Below are 16,846 nucleotides of genomic sequence, written 5' to 3'. Positions count from 1 at the left end.
CGCAAGTCAAAAGTAAATCCTTAGAATTACCGCGTCATCGTTGTTATCCTCAGTGTTTCCCTTAGCTTCACCGTTACATTAAATAGTCAAAGTTTCAGCGCACTACATTAAATTAAATATAAGGGACACATTATGTCTAACAAAACAACTGGCACAGTAAAATGGTTCAACGAAGAGAAAGGTTTCGGATTTATTTCTCAAGAGAATGGCGGTGCTGACGTATTCGTTCACTTCCGTGCTATCGCATCTGAAGGTTTCAAAACTCTGAAAGAAGGCCAACAGGTTGCTTTCGAAGTTGAACAAGGCCAAAAAGGCCCACAAGCTGCTAACGTTGTAGCTATCTAATTTGAATTGGTGCAAGCAACATCAGTTGCTTGCACCAACTCTTCTCTAACCCTCACTATTTATCCTCTTTTTCGAACCTATCAAAACTTTGCACCTATCCTCACAAACTGTGCTTCTGTCTTCCTAGCTTCTCGTTTTCCAAGATAAATAACAGGCAACACCCCTATTAGTTTGATTTATGATCAAACCGATTTTTCATTAAGGCTTATTATGTCTCGTTCAACCGGTCGTAAGCGTTTTTGGTTTCAAAACGCACGCAGTACTAAACAAATTTCACAAAAATAAGGAGAACTATGACAGTCTACTTTCATATGTTCCAAACTAGCCAGATCTGGCAAGCCGCTGTACACCAACTCAACAGTGATATTCTGCTCCGACATATTCGTGTTAACAGTGAAGTTGGTAATAGCCATCTTGCTCTCAACTACAGTGAAGACACTCACACTGGTCAAATTCTTAATCAAGACAATGGCATTATTGGCGAGTTCATGGTTGAGCAGGCATAAACACTCGCCAATTCATTAGATAAACGTTCTGATTACCACATCAGATCGTCAGGTACGACAAAATCTGCGTATGGGTCATCTTCCGCGGCAATATCCTCTGCCAACGCATTTTGTTCAATCAACACACTGTCGTCACGCATGGCAATCTTCTTCGCCACTATGCTAGGAATGACGACATAAGACTCTTCATGACGCGCTATCGATAAAATCCCTTTCGCTAGCTGATCACGAACCAATGACTCAACATACAGTGACTTAACTAATGTCCCATCAGTAAAGTTGTACTTGATATCACCCTCTTTCTGATCGAGTTTATTCATTTCAATAAGCTGCTTAATCTGCGCCTGAATCTCTTTATTTAAACGCTGCTCTTTTTGCTCATTGCTGAGCGCTTTATCGTGCTCTTGTTGCTGACGTTTACTCTCTTCAACCGCCGCTTTTACTTCACGCGCTTGCACACGCGATTTCTTAGAGCCTTTTTTGGCCTTTTTCAGCTTTTTCTCATTCACTAAGCCAGCTTTAAGCATCTGCTCTTGCAGGGTTAATTTTGCCATGGTCATTCCACCGATAATCAATTTTCACACAGTTTAACGGTTCAGCTCAGGCAAATAAAGGCACGTATTCACATTGAAAAAGCATTTGCCAAACTTCCGGTAAAGCAATCCTAACGATAAATTGTTTTTGTTAGACACGATAAACGTTTTAACCGTTAATACGCTCGACCTAGCGGCCTAGAATTTAGTACCAACCCTATGTCTGGTATGGCTTCCCCTACCTGTGAGCCATGTTTATTTCCTCTGTGTTTTTGTGAGTTTTGATGTGGAAAAAATTTCCAAACTTGATCGTATTCGTGCTGATTACAACGTAGATTACTGGAGCCAAGGCTTCTACGGTATTGATAACCAAGGTGAAGTTTATGTTTCACCTCGTAGCGATAATGCTTTTCAGGTTCCGCTAAGCCGTATTGTATCTAAACTTGTGCAGCGCCAACTTAACCTGCCTGTATTAGTGCGATTCCCACAAATCTTGCACCAACGCGTGCACGGTATTTGTGAAGCGTTTAACCAAGCGATCGAAGAATACCAATATCAGAATAACTATCTGCTGGTTTACCCGATTAAGGTTAACCAACAAAAAGAAGTGGTTGATGAGATTCTTGAAAGCCAGGCTCAACTCGAAACCAAACAGCTCGGACTCGAAGCAGGCAGTAAGCCTGAATTGTTAGCAATATTGGCACTCGCGCAGAAAGCCAGCTCAGTGATCGTTTGTAACGGCTACAAAGATAGAGAATACATTCGCCTAGCATTGATTGGCGAAAAACTTGGTCACAAAGTCTTTATCGTCCTAGAAAAACTATCTGAGCTTGATCTCGTACTGAAAGAAGCCAAGAGTCTAGGTGTAAAACCACGTTTAGGTATTCGCATTCGCTTGGCGTCGCAAGGGGCAGGAAAGTGGCAATCGAGCGGCGGTGAGAAATCAAAGTTTGGTCTATCGGCTTCACAAGTATTGACGGTAATCGAGCGTCTGAAACAAAAACAACAGCTCGATGCGATGCAACTGGTGCATTTTCACTTAGGTTCGCAAATGGCCAATATTCGTGATATCCGCAATGGCGTGAATGAATCGGCGCGCTTTTACTGCGAACTTCGGGAAATGGGAACCGACATCAAATACTTTGATATTGGCGGTGGCCTTGCGGTCGACTATGACGGCACGCGCAGCCAATCATCTAACTCAATGAATTATGGCTTAATTGAGTATGCACGAAACATTGTGACCACCGTAGGCGATGTATGTGAGCAATACGCTCAACCAGTGCCTGTGATTATTTCGGAATCGGGCCGTTCATTAACAGCGCACCATGCCGTTTTGATCACTAACGTGATTGGTACCGAGGCGTATCACCCAGAAGACGTCACTGTACCAAATGAAGATGACCCAACATTACTGCACAATATGTGGAGCAGTTGGCAAAATCTGCAAACTGGTAGTGATGCTAGAGCGTTGATTGAAACCTATAATGATACTCAGAGCGATTTGGCCGAAGTGCATACCCTGTTTGCAACTGGCGTGATGAACCTTCAGCAACGTGCATGGGCAGAACAACTCTCATTACGAATTTATTATGAGTTGAGCCGCCAAATGAGTAACAAAAACCGTTTCCATCGCCCTATACTTGACCAATTGAGCGAACGTTTAGCGGATAAATTCTTCGTTAATTTCTCGCTGTTCCAGTCGCTACCTGATGCTTGGGGTATCGACCAAGTATTTCCAGTGCTGCCCTTATCAGGCTTGGAAAATGTCGAAGATCGTCGTGCGGTGATGCTCGATATCACTTGTGACTCAGACGGCGCGATTGAACAATACGTCGAAGGTCAAGGGATTGAAACCACCTTGCCAGTACCCGCTTGGAGTAAAGACCAAGAGTACTTGATGGGTTTTTTCCTGGTTGGCGCATACCAAGAGATCTTGGGGGATATGCACAACCTATTTGGCGACACCCATAGCGCGGTAGTCACCGTTGACGAAAACGGTGAAGCACAAATTGAACGTATTGACGAAGGCGACACCGTTGAAGATATGATGCGTTATGTTCATATCGACGTTGATAAAATTCGCCTTAACTATCGTGAGCTCGTTTCTGAACGCGTTAACGCCGATGAGCAAGCTTCGATTCTCGCTGAATTAGAAGGTGGCCTGACGGGCTACACCTACTTAGAGGATTTCTAAATGAATGATTTGTTTACTAAGACTGATTATTCACTCTACTCAAACTCGATGAGCTTTTTGCGCAGACCTTATCTGCGCAACCCTGTCTCTGCGGATGCCGACCTTGTCGTACTCGGTGTCCCACTCGACATGGCAACGTCTGGTCGCCCTGGTGCTCGTATGGGCCCGGATGCGATTCGACGCGCGTCGGTCAACTTGGCTTGGGAAGGCAAAAAATTTCCTTGGGACTTCAACGTATTTGAACGTGTCAAAGTGATCGATGCCGGTGACTTAGTGTTCGATAGCGGTGATGCAGAAGATTTCACCTACCGCTTAGAAGCGGCCACCAGTGAAATTCTTAAAAGCGGCAAAACCATGCTCGCATTAGGCGGCGATCATTTTATTACTTTGCCGATTTTACGCGCCTATGCCAAACATTATGGTGAAATGGCTTTGGTCCACTTTGATGCCCATACGGATACCTATGCCAACGGCAGCAACTATGACCACGGCACAATGTTTTATCATGCGCCGAAAGAAGGCTTAATTGCACCAAAGCATTCGGTACAGATTGGCATTCGCACCGAATACAAGCAGCAAGAACATGGTTTTAACATCATCGATGCAATGCGAGCTAACGATCTCTGTGCAGACGAGATTATCATACAAATCCGCGACATCGTCGGCGACAAGCCTGTCTATATCACCTTCGATATCGACTGCCTTGATCCTGCGTTTGCTCCCGGCACCGGAACACCCGTTTGTGGTGGCTTGAATTCAGACAAGGTACTTAAGATTATTCGTGGACTGGCGGGGATAAATATCATCGGCATGGATGTGGTGGAAGTCTCTCCTCCATACGATCACAGCGATGTGACCGCCCTGGCTGGTGCGACGATTGCTCTTGAACTGATGTATGCCTGGGCGTCAAAGCGCGAAAGCGAATAAGCTCTACAAAAAAAAGCTGACTTTCACCGGTCAGCTTTTTTGCTTAAACTAGTCTGAGTGTTAATTATTTGTAAATAGAGCATGATAAAAACTCAAACGAAACCCGAGCGTTTAATTGGCCCAAAAGGTAAGCCTAACTATGGCTACTTCAATGCTGCGCCAAACCAGCTCGGTATCGATGACTTTGACTATCGCAACGCAATGGACAAGCCAGCAAGCCGTTTAGCCAAGCACTTCGATTTTAAGCAATTTCAGTTTGTTAGCCTATTTACCAAACGCTATGTAGTGGGTATCGCTATCGCCGATATTCGTTATTTAGCTTCTGCTTTTTGTTATGTCTACGACCGCGAACAAGACACCTTAGTTGAGCAGACGTGGCTGAGGCCATTCGGTTTTGATCACCAGATGTCTGGCTCTAGTTTCCATGGAACCTGCGCCATTGCAGGTAAACTGAGTTTTGATATTCACCAAGGTCAGTGGCACGTTCATGCGCGTAGTCGTCACCTCGAATGCGATTTAACACTGCGGCCACTCAAAGCAAGTTTACCACTCGCGCTATGCACACCAACGGGTTACACAGGCTGGACCTATACCCAAAAGCACAATGGATTAAGGTTAGATGGCAAACTTGAAGTTAACGGCCACCAAGTCGACCTCAGTCAGGCTTTCGCGGGTTACGATTTTTCCGCTGGGTTTATGCGCCGAGAAACCAGTTGGCGTTGGGCCAGCATAAGTGCTCACAACCAAGGAAAGGTCATCGGCCTCAACCTCGCTGCGGGTGTTAACGAAACCGGAGCCTGCGAAAACGTACTTTGGATCGATGGTGAACGCCATTTGCTTGGCCCCGTGCAGTTTGAGTTCAATCGTGACGATCTAAGCCAAACTTGGCGAATTACCTCGATTGATGACGCGATAAATCTCACTTTTCAGCCGCTTAATAAACGCAGTGAAAAGCTTAATCTTGGTTTTCTAAAAAGTAACTTTCGCCAGTTTATTGGTCATTTTAGTGGCGAGATTTGCGATAATCACGGCGAAAAACATCAACTACACCAAATCATCGGCTTAACGGAAGACCACTATGCTAAGTGGTAAGCTGAAATGATCACCATTACGAGTCACTGAGACATGGATTTCACGACCTTAATCGACAACCCAGAGTGGCTGCTGATGCTACTCGCACCGTTATTTATTGGCCTGATGCTGGCCGAGTACTGGATAGGTCAAAAACGTGGTCACCTGCCAGAGAACTCTGCCTATAAACTGAGAGAAGTGGCGTGCAACTTTACCCTAGCAGGGATGCATCAATTGGCTGATTTGATAACGGGATTGCTGATTGTTCAGCTCTACCTATGGCTGTTTGGTTGGCATCTGTTTGATATTGAGATGACCGTCAGCACTTTTTTGCTCCTGCTTGTGCTGCAAGACTTCTGCTACTACTGGTTTCACCGCGCCAGCCATCGTATACGCTGGATGTGGGCAGCTCATGTCGCGCATCACAGCTCAGAGCGAATGAATTTTAGTACCGCCTTTCGCCAAAGTTTGATGTACCCATTCGCGGGCATGTGGCTGTTTTGGGTGCCGCTAGTTATTGTGGGCTTTGAACCCAAATGGGTCGTGTTCGCCGTTTTGCTCAACCTCGGTTTACAGTTCTTCGTCCACACTCAGTGGGTGCGCTCATTAGGTTGGTTAGAATTAATTTTCAATACGCCGTCACATCACAGAGTACATCACGGACGCAATCCCCAATATATTGATAAAAATTACGCCGGAGTCCTGATTGTTTGGGACAAATTGTTTGCTACCTTCGAGCCAGAAATCGAAACGGTTCGTTATGGCATTAGCAAACCCATCAAAAGCAATAACCCTTTCGTTGTGACATTCAAAGAGTGGCAAACGATGTTTAATGAAGTGCGCCGCAAAGGTCTCTCGTTCAAGCAGCGACTCAGTATTCTCTTTTCGCCACCACATGATTAAGACGCTTTGACAACAAAGTGTTATTGCCTATCTTTCTAATTAGTCAAAAGTGTCATAATCGTTATAAGCGTGCTTATCGCGACCAAATCCGCCATCTCACGCGCTTGTAACAGATTAGACACTTTATAATCATCGCTACTTGCTTAGCGTAGTGAACTCTGGCGATCGCTCTAGCGCACGATACGACGGCGTAGGTTCGGCTTGCAATCTGACATTCGTATCTTGGTAGGCATCAAAGCAACACTCGCCAATTTCATTGCGAGGACAAACATGAATACCGCTTCTAGAAACTAATTCACTTCGACAAGATGGGCAAACTTTCATAATTCCTCCTGCGTAATCGCATTGGTGTCACACCCACTCAATCATGGATGTTGTAACATTGTAGCGGGCAAACATTACTTGGCGAATAGGTATTCGTTTCGAGTTGTTTCAAACTAGCAAGTTTAGCCAAATTCGCAATACTCGTTTACAAATCAGACTTGGAAAAACATGGCCTTTGTATGCACACTTAGAGTGCAATGATCTACTTCAACAAGCCCTCGATTTGCGCTAAAAATGTCACTCAATGGTAATCGAGATCCACTGCCAATCAAGGAGATAGGTATGAAAAAATTTAAGAACATACTTTATGTAAGTCAAGGACAATCAAGCGAAAGTGACTCGATAAGACAAGCGCTAAGGCTATCATCAAATAACAATGCCATGCTTAACGGTTTAATCGTCAGCCCACCTCTCCCAGGCCATATGGAACAGTATCAACAACTCTACCGTGGCTCACTATTTAAATCGATAGAGCAACAGATAAGCAGCGTAAGACAAAGTGACTCAATCACTGAATCACAGACGCCTTTCCCATTGCAACTTGCTTGTGATGATCACCCAGCGGTGAGTATCATTCGCGCGGTTAATCATAACGACTATGATTTAGTGATCAAAGATGCCGAGCCAATTGAAAAAGATGGTGAAGGTTTCAAGGCTATAGATATGACATTGCTGCGCAAATGCCCATGCCCCGTTTGGCTTAATCGAACCACACACCATAAACAGGGTAGACGTCGTGTAGCGGTCGCTATTGATCCAACAGCCAATAATGACGAACATCATCGACTATCATTAAGATTGCTCCAACTAGCACAATCGATTGCTGATAGCTGTCACACTCGCTTAGAGGTTATTTCCTGTTGGGAATATCCGTTAGAGCGTTATTTACATAATAATGTTTGGATAAAAATCGAAGACGATGAGCTCAATAAGCAGATAGCACTCGCTCAGAAGCATCACAGAGAAGCTCTCGACCAACTTATCAAAGAATCACAAATATCAGATAATATTCAGGTCAATCATATCCATGGTCTCGCTGATGAGAAAATTGCCGTTTGTGTAGACAAACAGGATATCGACATTCTTGTTATGGGGACACTAGCCAGAACAGGGATCCCTGGCTTTATTATTGGCAATACCGCTGAAAACATTCTTCAAACGGTCAAATGTTCACTGGTTGCACTCAAACCCGCTGAATTTGTTTCACCAATCATTTAGCCGGTGTTTTTCTGGTTATCACGAAAGCTTTTTATTATTCAACGGTTTTTTATTGCGCCACATTGGGTAACCACTATGGCGCATTGCTTTACCAAGTAAATGAGTCGCGACCGGAGCCGTTAAGAAAATAAATAGCAGTGTGCCTATCACCCGAGAGAAAACGGTTAAGCTGGGAATCGCTAACGCAACAGCGAGCAGTAACGCACTCAACCCAACCGTACCTGCTTTAGTCGCCGCATGCATGCGGGTATAGAGATCTGGCATACGTAAGACACCTAAACTAGCCACCAAAATAAGCAATGTGCCGCTGATAAGAAGTAGACTAATTACTATGGTCATTATCTTCCCCAATACGTTTAACAATTAAGCGAGCAAATACGATAGTGCCTAAAAAAGCCACCAAAGCAAGAGTAATGGCAATATCGAGCAACGGCTCCTGCCCACTTTCTAAAGTGAATACGGCAATAAAACCGACAGTAACAAAAGAGATCAAATCGAGTGCCACAACTCTATCAGCCAATGTTGGACCTAACGCTAATCGGACCATGGCAAGAATAATACTGACTAACATTCCAATGTATGCAAAAGTAATTGCCATATGTAACCAATCATTCACGTGTCACCTCCAGAATTCGCTTTTCTAACCCGTTTTTAATCGGTTCTATGACGTCTTGATGTTGTTCAGCAAACATGGCGTGGACAATCAAATGCTTTTTGTCAGGCGTCACATCCAAACTCAAACTTCCTGGTGTCAGCGAAACCATGTTCGCGAGAAGCGTTATTTCGATATCGGTTTTCACATCAAGCGGAACATAGACAATATCTGGCTGGCTGAGATGAGTCGGTGTAACCACATCCCAAACGACACGGGCAGCGGATGCTATCATCTCATAGGAAAAAAACACCACTAAATTGATTGTGGCGGAAAAACGTCTAAAATAGCTAGTTTTCAAACCAAACGGTTGACTTAAGCGCAGCGCTAAGAAGCCGACCACAAATCCAATGGTGAAGTTAACACTGTCATATTGACCATTGAGCATCATCCACGCTGCAGCAAGAAACAGATTCAGTAAAAAATAGTTCATTGCAGACCTCCTAATACCGCCGTTAGATAATCTATCGGATCAAATAACTGCTTTGCTGCAACCTCGGCAAATTGATAAAAAGGTTCAGCAACCAACCCTATCACAATAGTCAGTGATGTCAGGGTGATAATAGGGAGGTAGTAAAGCCACTTTGTTTCAATTTCGCATGCTGGCTGCACTTGCTCTTTAAGAGGTTTCCAAAATGCCTCACTCCAAATTTTACTCATAGAAAACACTGTCAACAGACCAACCACCAGAGCAACCGCGGCTAATAAGAAATACTCTTCCTCTAAGCTTGCTTTAATGACCAGAAACTTTCCCCAAAAACCCGACAGTGGCGGGAATCCGGCCAGAGAAAATGCCGGAATGAGAAACAATAACGCTAAACCGGGCATCGCTTGATAAGCCCCTCCAAGATAACGCAACTGACTCGAACCATATTTTCGCTCTAAGACACCACCAATTAAAAATAAATTCGCTTTAACGATAATATGGTGAATGATATAGAAAATTGCCCCAGTTAACGCCAACGGTGTATAGATGGCGAGCCCCATTATCATGTAACCAATTTGGCTAATTATGTGAAAAGAAAGGATTCGCTTTACATCAAACTGACTTGCTGCGCCTAACACCCCGGTTAGCATTGTTAACGCCGCTAACCAGATAAATACAGGTTGCAGAGAAGTTTCCGTTAATGGGAAAACCAACGTAAACACTCGGATCAATGCATAGACACCGACCTTAGTCAATAACGCAGCAAACAATGCGACAACACCGGTTGGTAACGTATGATACGATGCAGGCAGCCATGCAAATAATGGAAATAAGGCCGCTTTTATTGCAAATGAAAAGAAGAACAAAACCGCAATCATCTGTTGCGTACCTACGGCAATTTGTGACGATTTAGTGTGTAAATCCGCGAAGTTTAATGTGCCGGTGGCACCATAAATCAAACCAATGGCAAGCAATAATGTTAAAGTCGAAATAAGATTGAGTAGAACGTATTTAACTGCACCCTCTATCTGTGTTTTGGTCGCATCGAGCACCATTAAACCAAATGAAGCGATCAACATAACTTCAAACCAAACGTAGAGGTTAAATATATCTCCGGTAAGGAAAGCACCATAGATGCCTGCGAGTAAGATATGAAAATAAGTATGATACAAACCGTAAGATTTTTTATTACGCAAATCACCCATCGCATAAATCACAGCAACCATACCGATAATCGCGGTAATCATTACCATAGCTACACTTAAATAATCCGCGACAAAAACAATCCCAAATGGCGCCTCCCAGCCGCCAAATGCGACCGATTGAACGCCACTAGAGATAACCCGAACAAGCAAAGTGCAACACACCAGAACCTGAATTAAGGCACTGAGCACACTCAACCACTCCGTTAACTTTAAAGAAGCACGAACCACATACAAAACCACCGCTGTTATCAAGGCGAGTAATACAGGCAAGGTCAATAATAGATTGATCATAATTCACGCTCCGAATCACGCATTTGATCAACATCGGCAGTGCCTGTTTCAATAAACGCACGATAAATAAGCAGTAACGCAAACACTAACAAACCAAATCCGATCACAATCGCAGTAAGAATTAAGGCCTGCGGCAGCGAGTTAGCCGCTTCAGCGGGCGGGAGTAAAGCGTTACTATCAATCAAAGGTGGCATAGCAACGGTTAGACGACCCGCGACTAATATGGCTAAATTTACCGCACTGCTCAATAGGATTAGGCCAAACAATACACGCAACAGGTGTCGCTCAAGTATCAAGTAGACACCGGCACAAACCAATACGCCGACCACAAAACTCCAGAGTACTTCCATTAATCGAGCTCCTCATTCACTCTGAGCATCATGCCCATAACTCCACCGATAACCGCGAGGTAAATCCCCACATCGAACAGTAAAGGAGTGCCAATAGGCAAAATATCTTTCCACCATAACCCTGTCAGAAATGCTTGCCCCAAAATAAGCCCTACCACGCCAGCTGATATGCTTAATGAAATACCGGTTAAGGCCAGGCCAAACGGAGAAAAATAGATTCTACGTTTCACATAGCTCGGTGACTCTGCCAACATAAGAAGTGATAAGCCGAGTACCGCGATCAATGCTCCGATAAAACCGCCACCTGGAGCGTTATGACCTCGAAGTAATAAATAGACCGAAAAAACTAACATTAATGTGGCAACAATATGCGCCGTAGTAGTGAATATGAGTGACTGAACTCGATTAATGTAGCGATTTTGTTTAGGCAGTAAACTCACTGCCGCTAATCCCGCAATCACGACAACAACCACTTCACCGAGCGTATCAAAGGCACGAAAATCAACCAAAATAACATTGACGATATTGCGGCCATAACCACCAGGTAAGCTATTTTGCGCAAAAAAATCACTGACTGAAGTATCTAAAGGTTGCGCCGTAATCGCAATCAATAAAATGGTAATCGAACCACCCACGACTAAAGCAATAGCACCATGGAGTAAACGCCTTAAAGCCGTATGCTGTGGCACTTGGTTCAGTGAAGGTAAATGGTGCATTAATATAACCACAAATACCACCATCAAGGTTTCGACTAACAAAAGAGTTTTAGCCACATCAGGGGCACTAAAAATCATAAACACTAAGGTGGTTAAAAAACCAATCACGCCTAAAGATGCGACAGACAATAGTCGTGAACGAGAGCGTAGAACAATACCCACAGCGGCCACAATCAATGCCGCAATAACAAGCTGATAAAATGCCAAGCTCAACAAACTTTCCCACTGTAAATCGGGCAACTCGGCACCAAAGGTGAGTAGGAATAATGCCAAGGTTAGGAATGAAATAGCGGCGTACAAAGACAAGCGTTTTTTTTGCAGTAAATTCGTTTGAATGTTTGCGAGCAGCATTAAGCCTTTAAGACTTTGATCGAACAACACATCCGCACTCGGCATTTTATCAACCCATTGAGACAATTTATCAATACTACGGCTAGAGTAACGATATAGGACCAAGCCAAGTAATAGCGTGACCACGCTCATGAGCAAAGCAGTATTCAGGCCATGCCATAACTTCACGTCTTGTATTGAATGATTTGGGCTCACAGCCGACACCCCGTGAGTTAGTACGTACTCGCTTAGCCAGTCAAGCCCAATAAGGGGTATGAGAACACTACTGAACGCAAGAAATAATGCAGGGAGCCATAGCCCCATATCGTACTCTATCCTTTTCACCGGTGGTGAATCAGAGGTAGTTTTAGACAAAAATGGCTTAATCACTACTATTAATGCCATAGTGACCATTAATATGTTCACTAATAAAAGTACGATGGATGGTATAACGCCGATATCAAGCGCGGCTTTATACATATATTCTTTGCTGATAAAACCAAGCAATGGTGGAAAACCGGCTTTCGATAATGCAGCACCAGTTGCAGCAATAAAGCTTAAGACCATAAACGACTTAAGACCTTTTAACTGTTTTAAATCACGTGTACCTGTCGCTTTATCTATATTACCGATCACCATAAATAATGCCGCTTTATAAAGCGAATGAGCGAGAATAAAAATCAATGCAGCAAGAACAGCAAGTTCTGTCGCTATCCCTAATAATAGTGTTAATGTCCCCAAGGCTACATTAGTACTGTAAGCTAGCATGAGTTTTAAATCTGTTTGTTTAATCGCTAGCAAAGCACACCATATAGCCGTTACTGAACCAGTAATTGTGAGGCTATAGAACCAAATTTCATGATTGGCATAAATCGGCGAAACTCTTGCTAATAAATAAATCCCAGCTTTCACCATTGTCGCAGAATGTAAGTATGCACTCACAGGGGTAGGCGCTGCCATCGCATTTGGTAGCCAAAAGTGGAAAGGGAATTGTGCAGATTTAGTGAAGGCTCCGATAAGAATCAGAATGAGAGAGGCCACAAATGCGTCATGCTCAATAAAAAGTGGTGCACGCTCAATGATCACGGCCAGCTGATAACTGTCCGCCATCATACCTAGTAAAATCAAGCCGGCAAGCAATGCCAGGCCTCCCCCACCGGTAATAAGTAACGCTTGCAATGCATTTTTCCGAGCGACGGGTTTTTCATGATTAAACCCGATCAGCAAGTAGGATGTAATCGTAGTTAATTCCCAAAACACAAACAGCAGCAGAATATTGTCACTCAAGACAATCCCTAGCATCGCCAGCATGAACAACGTTAAGTAGAGATGAAAAGAAAAACGGGCCTGGATATGACGAAGATATGACCAAGCGTAGATCTGAACTAAAGTCCCGATTCCGGTAATTAGGGCCGCAAAGACTAATGACAATCCATCGAGTCGCAAAGCAAATGGAATACCTAAACTTGGTATCCAATCAACTTGATAGCTCCAACCTTGAGGTAAATAAGCCGATAAAATAGCCACAAGCAAACCAAATGGTAGCGCGGCAAAGAGCAACAAAAAACCATCCCCACCCCTACGGTTATGTTGATTTATTTTTTCTGAACCAAGCAATTCCATAACTGCCACTGACTGTGTTTAAAATATTGATTTAAATGTAAACCATTAATAGTCAGTCTGCTAGAGTGATTCACTCAAGGCCGGTGTTTTTACTTTTTGATACATTCATTGTCGTTTTTTGCACTGTAGGCCGTTTTAATCAATTAGAAGCCATAGAGACCGATATCACAGGCAGACAAGTCAGAGCGCCCTAAAATCAAAAAGAGCCCAAAAGGGCTCTTATCAATCAAACGACAAGTTAAACCAAACCTTGTTCTTTCGCCATATGGCTAGCAATTTTCGGCGCTTGCCATAAGCTTGGCAACAATATGAACGAGACCGGTACAGCGGTAATAACAATGAAAGATTGCAAGGCTGAGATTCCGCCTGCTCCCATCGATATCAACGCAATCGCGACAACCCCCATCATGACACCCCAAAACGCACGGATCGCAGCACTAGGCTCGGTTGAACCTGTCATAACGACACTGATGGTGTAAGTCATCGAGTCACCAGTCGTCACGATAAAGGTGGTGGTTAAGATCAAAAACAGCACCGACATTAATATCGGGAAAGGAAGCTCTGCGGTAATAGCAAGCAGCGCAGCCGGTAAATTAAACCCTTCAAATGCCGTTGAGATAGTGCCCGGATTCGCCAGTTCAAAGGCTAAGCCGCTGCCGCCAACAATACTGAACCAGAAGCAAGTGATCAATGGGGCTGCAATACTAATCGACAAAATGAGCTGTCGAATCGTGCGGCCACGTGAGATTCGAGCAATGAAAATCGCCATCATAGGCCCATATCCAATAAACCATCCCCAGAAGAACACGGTCCACCAGCTTAACCAGCCCGTATCACCACGGTAAAGCGCCATCGGGAAGAAGTTGTCGATCATGCGGCCAACTCCTTGCACATAACCATCAACAATGAAGCTTGTTGGGCCAAACAGTAAGATGTAGCCAATCAGAGCCACTGACAATAAAATATTGTAACGACTGACAATTTGGATCCCCTTACTTACGCCACTAAGTGCCGACAAGGTGTACATCGCAATGGCAAACAAAATCACCAAACTTTGAGTTAAAAACGTATCTGGAATAGCAAATAATTCGTTTAAGGCATAACTAATCTGTAAGCCTAGGAAACCAATCGGGCCGATAGTACCAGCAGCCACAGCGATAATGCTGCACGCATCGGTTACATTACCAATCCAACCATCGATCGCTTTACGACCAAAGATGGGATAAAGCAGAGTGCGAGGCTTAAGTGGCAGACCTTTGTCGTAATGAAGGTGCATCAATACAATCGTTGATAGACAGCCTAAAATGGCCCAGGCTAAAAAGCCCCAATGCATAAAGGATTGCGACAGTGCGTTAATCGCAGCTTTTTTTGCCGTCGCTTCGCCATACAACGGCGGCGCAGAAACATAGTGCGCAATCGGCTCGGCGGCCGCCCAAAAAACACCACCACCTGCAAGCAGAGTACAAAGTACAATTGATAGCCACTTAAAGGTATCGATTTCTGGTCTCGCTAAGCCACCTAAACGCACGTAACCAGTGCGGCCAAGAGCGATTGCCAAACCAATAAGGAAATTGAGTAAAAGAAGAACTTGCCAGTAGGCACCAAAGTATTGCGTTGCAAAGCCAAAGCCTGCGTTAACCATTGCGGTTAGAGAGTCTGAACTCGTCAATGCGAGCACAACGAACAGGGAAAGGAAACTACCACTTAACCAAAATACGGGGTTGGTTAACTCAAGGCGCTTAAGAATAGAGGGAGGGTGGATAGCAGAATAATCTGCGTCCTCGATCGGGACATGAGGGGCGGCATTCGTCATATTTGACATAAGTACTTCGCTTTTTAGGGCTCGGAAGCCGTGTGTTTCCCTCACACAGATTACAAAAAAGTGTGAGGACGTTCAAAAAGCTAGCAATAATAACATGCTCTGGTCCACATGATAACCACCGAAGTAACAATGAATAATACTTATTCTATAAACCGCTGATTTTAATCCAATGATTTTTATCATGGTCAGATAAGTACGCTGCTGTTTTTTTGACCTAACCCCATAACAGAATGCACCATATGCAACCACAATAATTACACACATTAAATCACGTCACAATAGTACTGAATCCGTACGCTGGATCGCCACGAATTGCTATTTATTAACTAACGTAAATCACTCAAACGTTTATGTCCCTTTCTGCCTTAGACCTGTTACTCTCAAGATTCTTCACTATCGAAATTTGACCTGATTTTTCTAATGTAACACGATATGTTTAGTTGATTAATGTTCTGACTGACCTTGGATAATCAACTTGGGTTCAGACCACTCTATAAAGAGAAAAAAGAGACATCATATTGATGTCTCTATAGTTTTGACTAAGCTCTCACCGATACCGATTTGGTTCGAGTTTTTATAATGTCTGATATTGAAAACCAGACTATCAAGGCCACCGAACTGCTTATCAACATTACCTCTAGGATCGAAGGCTCCGAATATAGCGCCGACTCGAACAAGTAAGAGATCGCAGGAATCACAGATAGCATACAGACCGTAAGTACAGGCTTGGTAACCTCCATTCCTTTCTGAAGCAAAAAGAACGGTAGCACAAAACCAAAAACAGAAAGCCCGAACACCTCTGCCAGACCTACTTCCCCACCAAGGCTTGCACCCGTTGAGAAGGCCACGCCCGTGGCGACAACACCTGACAATAGAAAACGAAATGCCAAGATCTCATCAATAGACAAATCACCCATAAACTTTGCGTTCGACTTTAATGAAATTAGTGCAGCACCGATTCCGGCCAATGCAGCCAAAACCAAGCCCAGCAGCAACGCTGCATCCATCACGTTTGCCTTAACTGCAAACAATAGAGTTAGCAAAGCGATGGTGAAAGCCTGCGCCAACCTGCCTAAAGTTTCACGAGTAATCACAGACACTACAACCACGGCTACTGCCGACTCAAATAGAGCCGCGCTGGATGCTGGGATATAAGTCAAAGCCAAATGAAACGAGAAGAATGCTAGCAAGGTATATAAATTCATCTTAGCTAACGACAGTACCTTATCCCTAGTGAGATTCAGCTTTCTGGTAACCACCAGCTTGCACAGAAAAAATATCGAGCACAAGAAAAAGGAGGTCGCAGAGAAAATCATAATCTCCCCACTACTGAATTGGAAACTAACACGAGACAACGCAAATGCCTGTAGAGTCACCGAGGCCAAAATAAACACAAAACCCAACAT

The 16,846-nt window shown here is 44.0% G+C and carries 16 protein-coding genes; 7 read left to right on the top strand and 9 right to left on the bottom strand.

From position 1 onward, the window contains the following. The first annotated feature begins 132 nt into the window (after nucleotides 1-132). On the top strand, nucleotides 133-345 hold the full coding sequence (gene cspE, locus CDZ87_RS00950; RefSeq protein ID WP_038173303.1) for a transcription antiterminator/RNA stability regulator CspE: 213 nt from the start codon (nucleotides 133-135) through the stop codon (nucleotides 343-345). A gap of 293 nt (nucleotides 346-638) precedes the next feature. Next, nucleotides 639-851 carry a hypothetical protein gene (locus tag CDZ87_RS00945; protein ID WP_100751755.1) on the top strand — a complete coding sequence of 71 codons (213 nt, stop codon included), beginning with the start codon at nucleotides 639-641 and terminating at the stop codon, nucleotides 849-851. Between the two features lie 32 nt (nucleotides 852-883). Here the strand turns inward: CDZ87_RS00945 and CDZ87_RS00940 are convergent, their stop codons facing one another. Continuing rightward, the gene (locus CDZ87_RS00940; protein WP_038173305.1) at nucleotides 884-1,405 is read right to left on the bottom strand and encodes a DUF2058 domain-containing protein; all 522 of its coding nucleotides are present in this window, start codon (nucleotides 1,403-1,405) and stop codon (nucleotides 884-886) included. A 253-nt stretch (nucleotides 1,406-1,658) separates the two neighbouring features. On the opposite strand from CDZ87_RS00940, the gene speA reads away from it, so the two are divergent. The 5 genes from speA to CDZ87_RS00915 all read left to right on the top strand — a co-directional run bounded on the left by speA (nucleotide 1,659) and on the right by CDZ87_RS00915 (nucleotide 8,024). Further along, a complete protein-coding gene (speA, locus tag CDZ87_RS00935) occupies nucleotides 1,659-3,581 on the top strand; it encodes an arginine decarboxylase (protein ID WP_100751754.1) in 1,923 nt (640 codons plus the stop codon). Beyond that, the gene (speB, locus tag CDZ87_RS00930) at nucleotides 3,582-4,508 is read left to right on the top strand and encodes an agmatinase (RefSeq protein WP_100751753.1); all 927 of its coding nucleotides are present in this window, start codon (nucleotides 3,582-3,584) and stop codon (nucleotides 4,506-4,508) included. 81 nt (nucleotides 4,509-4,589) lie between these two features. Continuing rightward, nucleotides 4,590-5,600, top strand: a complete 1,011-nt coding sequence (locus tag CDZ87_RS00925; protein WP_100751752.1) for a DUF2804 domain-containing protein — start codon at nucleotides 4,590-4,592, stop codon at nucleotides 5,598-5,600. Nucleotides 5,601-5,633: 33 nt separating this feature from the next. Then, the gene (locus CDZ87_RS00920; RefSeq protein WP_100751751.1) at nucleotides 5,634-6,482 is read left to right on the top strand and encodes a sterol desaturase family protein; all 849 of its coding nucleotides are present in this window, start codon (nucleotides 5,634-5,636) and stop codon (nucleotides 6,480-6,482) included. Nucleotides 6,483-7,088: 606 nt separating this feature from the next. Next, entirely contained in the window at nucleotides 7,089-8,024 is a 936-nt protein-coding gene (locus CDZ87_RS00915) for a universal stress protein (RefSeq protein ID WP_100751750.1), read from the top strand. Between the two features lie 18 nt (nucleotides 8,025-8,042). On the opposite strand, the gene mnhG is transcribed toward CDZ87_RS00915, so the two are convergent. The 8 genes from mnhG to CDZ87_RS00875 all read right to left on the bottom strand — a co-directional run bounded on the left by mnhG (nucleotide 8,043) and on the right by CDZ87_RS00875 (nucleotide 16,846). After that, a complete protein-coding gene (mnhG, locus tag CDZ87_RS00910; protein WP_100751749.1) occupies nucleotides 8,043-8,363 on the bottom strand; it encodes a monovalent cation/H(+) antiporter subunit G in 321 nt (106 codons plus the stop codon). After that, a complete protein-coding gene (locus tag CDZ87_RS00905; RefSeq protein WP_100751854.1) occupies nucleotides 8,347-8,622 on the bottom strand; it encodes a monovalent cation/H+ antiporter complex subunit F in 276 nt (91 codons plus the stop codon). The genes mnhG and CDZ87_RS00905 overlap by 17 nt, the downstream gene beginning before the upstream one ends. 10 nt (nucleotides 8,623-8,632) lie before the next feature. After that, a complete protein-coding gene (locus CDZ87_RS00900) occupies nucleotides 8,633-9,109 on the bottom strand; it encodes a Na+/H+ antiporter subunit E (protein ID WP_100751748.1) in 477 nt (158 codons plus the stop codon). Then, nucleotides 9,106-10,599 carry a proton-conducting transporter transmembrane domain-containing protein gene (locus CDZ87_RS00895; RefSeq protein WP_100751747.1) on the bottom strand — a complete coding sequence of 498 codons (1,494 nt, stop codon included), beginning with the start codon at nucleotides 10,597-10,599 and terminating at the stop codon, nucleotides 9,106-9,108. The genes CDZ87_RS00900 and CDZ87_RS00895 overlap by 4 nt, the downstream gene beginning before the upstream one ends. Then, on the bottom strand, nucleotides 10,596-10,949 hold the full coding sequence (locus tag CDZ87_RS00890) for a Na+/H+ antiporter subunit C (protein WP_100751746.1): 354 nt from the start codon (nucleotides 10,947-10,949) through the stop codon (nucleotides 10,596-10,598). The genes CDZ87_RS00895 and CDZ87_RS00890 overlap by 4 nt, the downstream gene beginning before the upstream one ends. Beyond that, nucleotides 10,949-13,618, bottom strand: coding sequence for a hydrogen gas-evolving membrane-bound hydrogenase subunit E (mbhE, locus tag CDZ87_RS00885; protein ID WP_100751745.1), 2,670 nt, complete (start codon nucleotides 13,616-13,618; stop codon nucleotides 10,949-10,951). Before mbhE ends, CDZ87_RS00890 begins: the two co-directional genes overlap by 1 nt. 238 nt (nucleotides 13,619-13,856) lie before the next feature. After that, nucleotides 13,857-15,440: a BCCT family transporter gene (locus CDZ87_RS00880; protein ID WP_100751744.1), complete on the bottom strand. Its 1,584-nt coding sequence runs from the start codon at nucleotides 15,438-15,440 to the stop codon at nucleotides 13,857-13,859. 539 nt (nucleotides 15,441-15,979) lie between these two features. Continuing rightward, complete coding sequence (locus CDZ87_RS00875) at nucleotides 15,980-16,846, bottom strand: hypothetical protein (RefSeq protein ID WP_088728983.1); 867 nt, start codon at nucleotides 16,844-16,846, stop codon at nucleotides 15,980-15,982.

This window comes from Vibrio salilacus, assembly GCF_002811245.1.
Classification (GTDB): domain Bacteria; phylum Pseudomonadota; class Gammaproteobacteria; order Enterobacterales; family Vibrionaceae; genus Vibrio; species Vibrio salilacus.
The sequence above is the reverse complement of the archived record's forward strand: the minus strand, read 5'-3'. Positions and strand labels throughout refer to the sequence as shown.

Bases quoted from the DNA above. Each gene is read 5' to 3' on its own strand.
- cspE (WP_038173303.1), top strand. From the start codon at position 133: ATGTCTAACAAAACAACTGGCACAGTAAAATGGTTCAACGAAGAGAAA.
- CDZ87_RS00945 (WP_100751755.1), top strand. From the start codon at position 639: ATGACAGTCTACTTTCATATGTTCCAAACTAGCCAGATCTGGCAAGCC.
- CDZ87_RS00940 (WP_038173305.1), bottom strand. From the start codon at position 1,405: ATGGCAAAATTAACCCTGCAAGAGCAGATGCTTAAAGCTGGCTTAGTG.
- speB (WP_100751753.1), top strand. From the start codon at position 3,582: ATGAATGATTTGTTTACTAAGACTGATTATTCACTCTACTCAAACTCG.
- CDZ87_RS00925 (WP_100751752.1), top strand. From the start codon at position 4,590: ATGATAAAAACTCAAACGAAACCCGAGCGTTTAATTGGCCCAAAAGGT.
- CDZ87_RS00920 (WP_100751751.1), top strand. From the start codon at position 5,634: ATGGATTTCACGACCTTAATCGACAACCCAGAGTGGCTGCTGATGCTA.
- CDZ87_RS00915 (WP_100751750.1), top strand. From the start codon at position 7,089: ATGAAAAAATTTAAGAACATACTTTATGTAAGTCAAGGACAATCAAGC.
- mnhG (WP_100751749.1), bottom strand. From the start codon at position 8,363: ATGACCATAGTAATTAGTCTACTTCTTATCAGCGGCACATTGCTTATT.
- CDZ87_RS00905 (WP_100751854.1), bottom strand. From the start codon at position 8,622: ATGGCAATTACTTTTGCATACATTGGAATGTTAGTCAGTATTATTCTT.
- CDZ87_RS00900 (WP_100751748.1), bottom strand. From the start codon at position 9,109: ATGAACTATTTTTTACTGAATCTGTTTCTTGCTGCAGCGTGGATGATG.
- CDZ87_RS00895 (WP_100751747.1), bottom strand. From the start codon at position 10,599: ATGATCAATCTATTATTGACCTTGCCTGTATTACTCGCCTTGATAACA.
- CDZ87_RS00890 (WP_100751746.1), bottom strand. From the start codon at position 10,949: ATGGAAGTACTCTGGAGTTTTGTGGTCGGCGTATTGGTTTGTGCCGGT.
- mbhE (WP_100751745.1), bottom strand. From the start codon at position 13,618: ATGGAATTGCTTGGTTCAGAAAAAATAAATCAACATAACCGTAGGGGT.
- CDZ87_RS00880 (WP_100751744.1), bottom strand. From the start codon at position 15,440: ATGTCAAATATGACGAATGCCGCCCCTCATGTCCCGATCGAGGACGCA.
- CDZ87_RS00875 (WP_088728983.1), bottom strand. From the start codon at position 16,846: ATGTTGGGTTTTGTGTTTATTTTGGCCTCGGTGACTCTACAGGCATTT.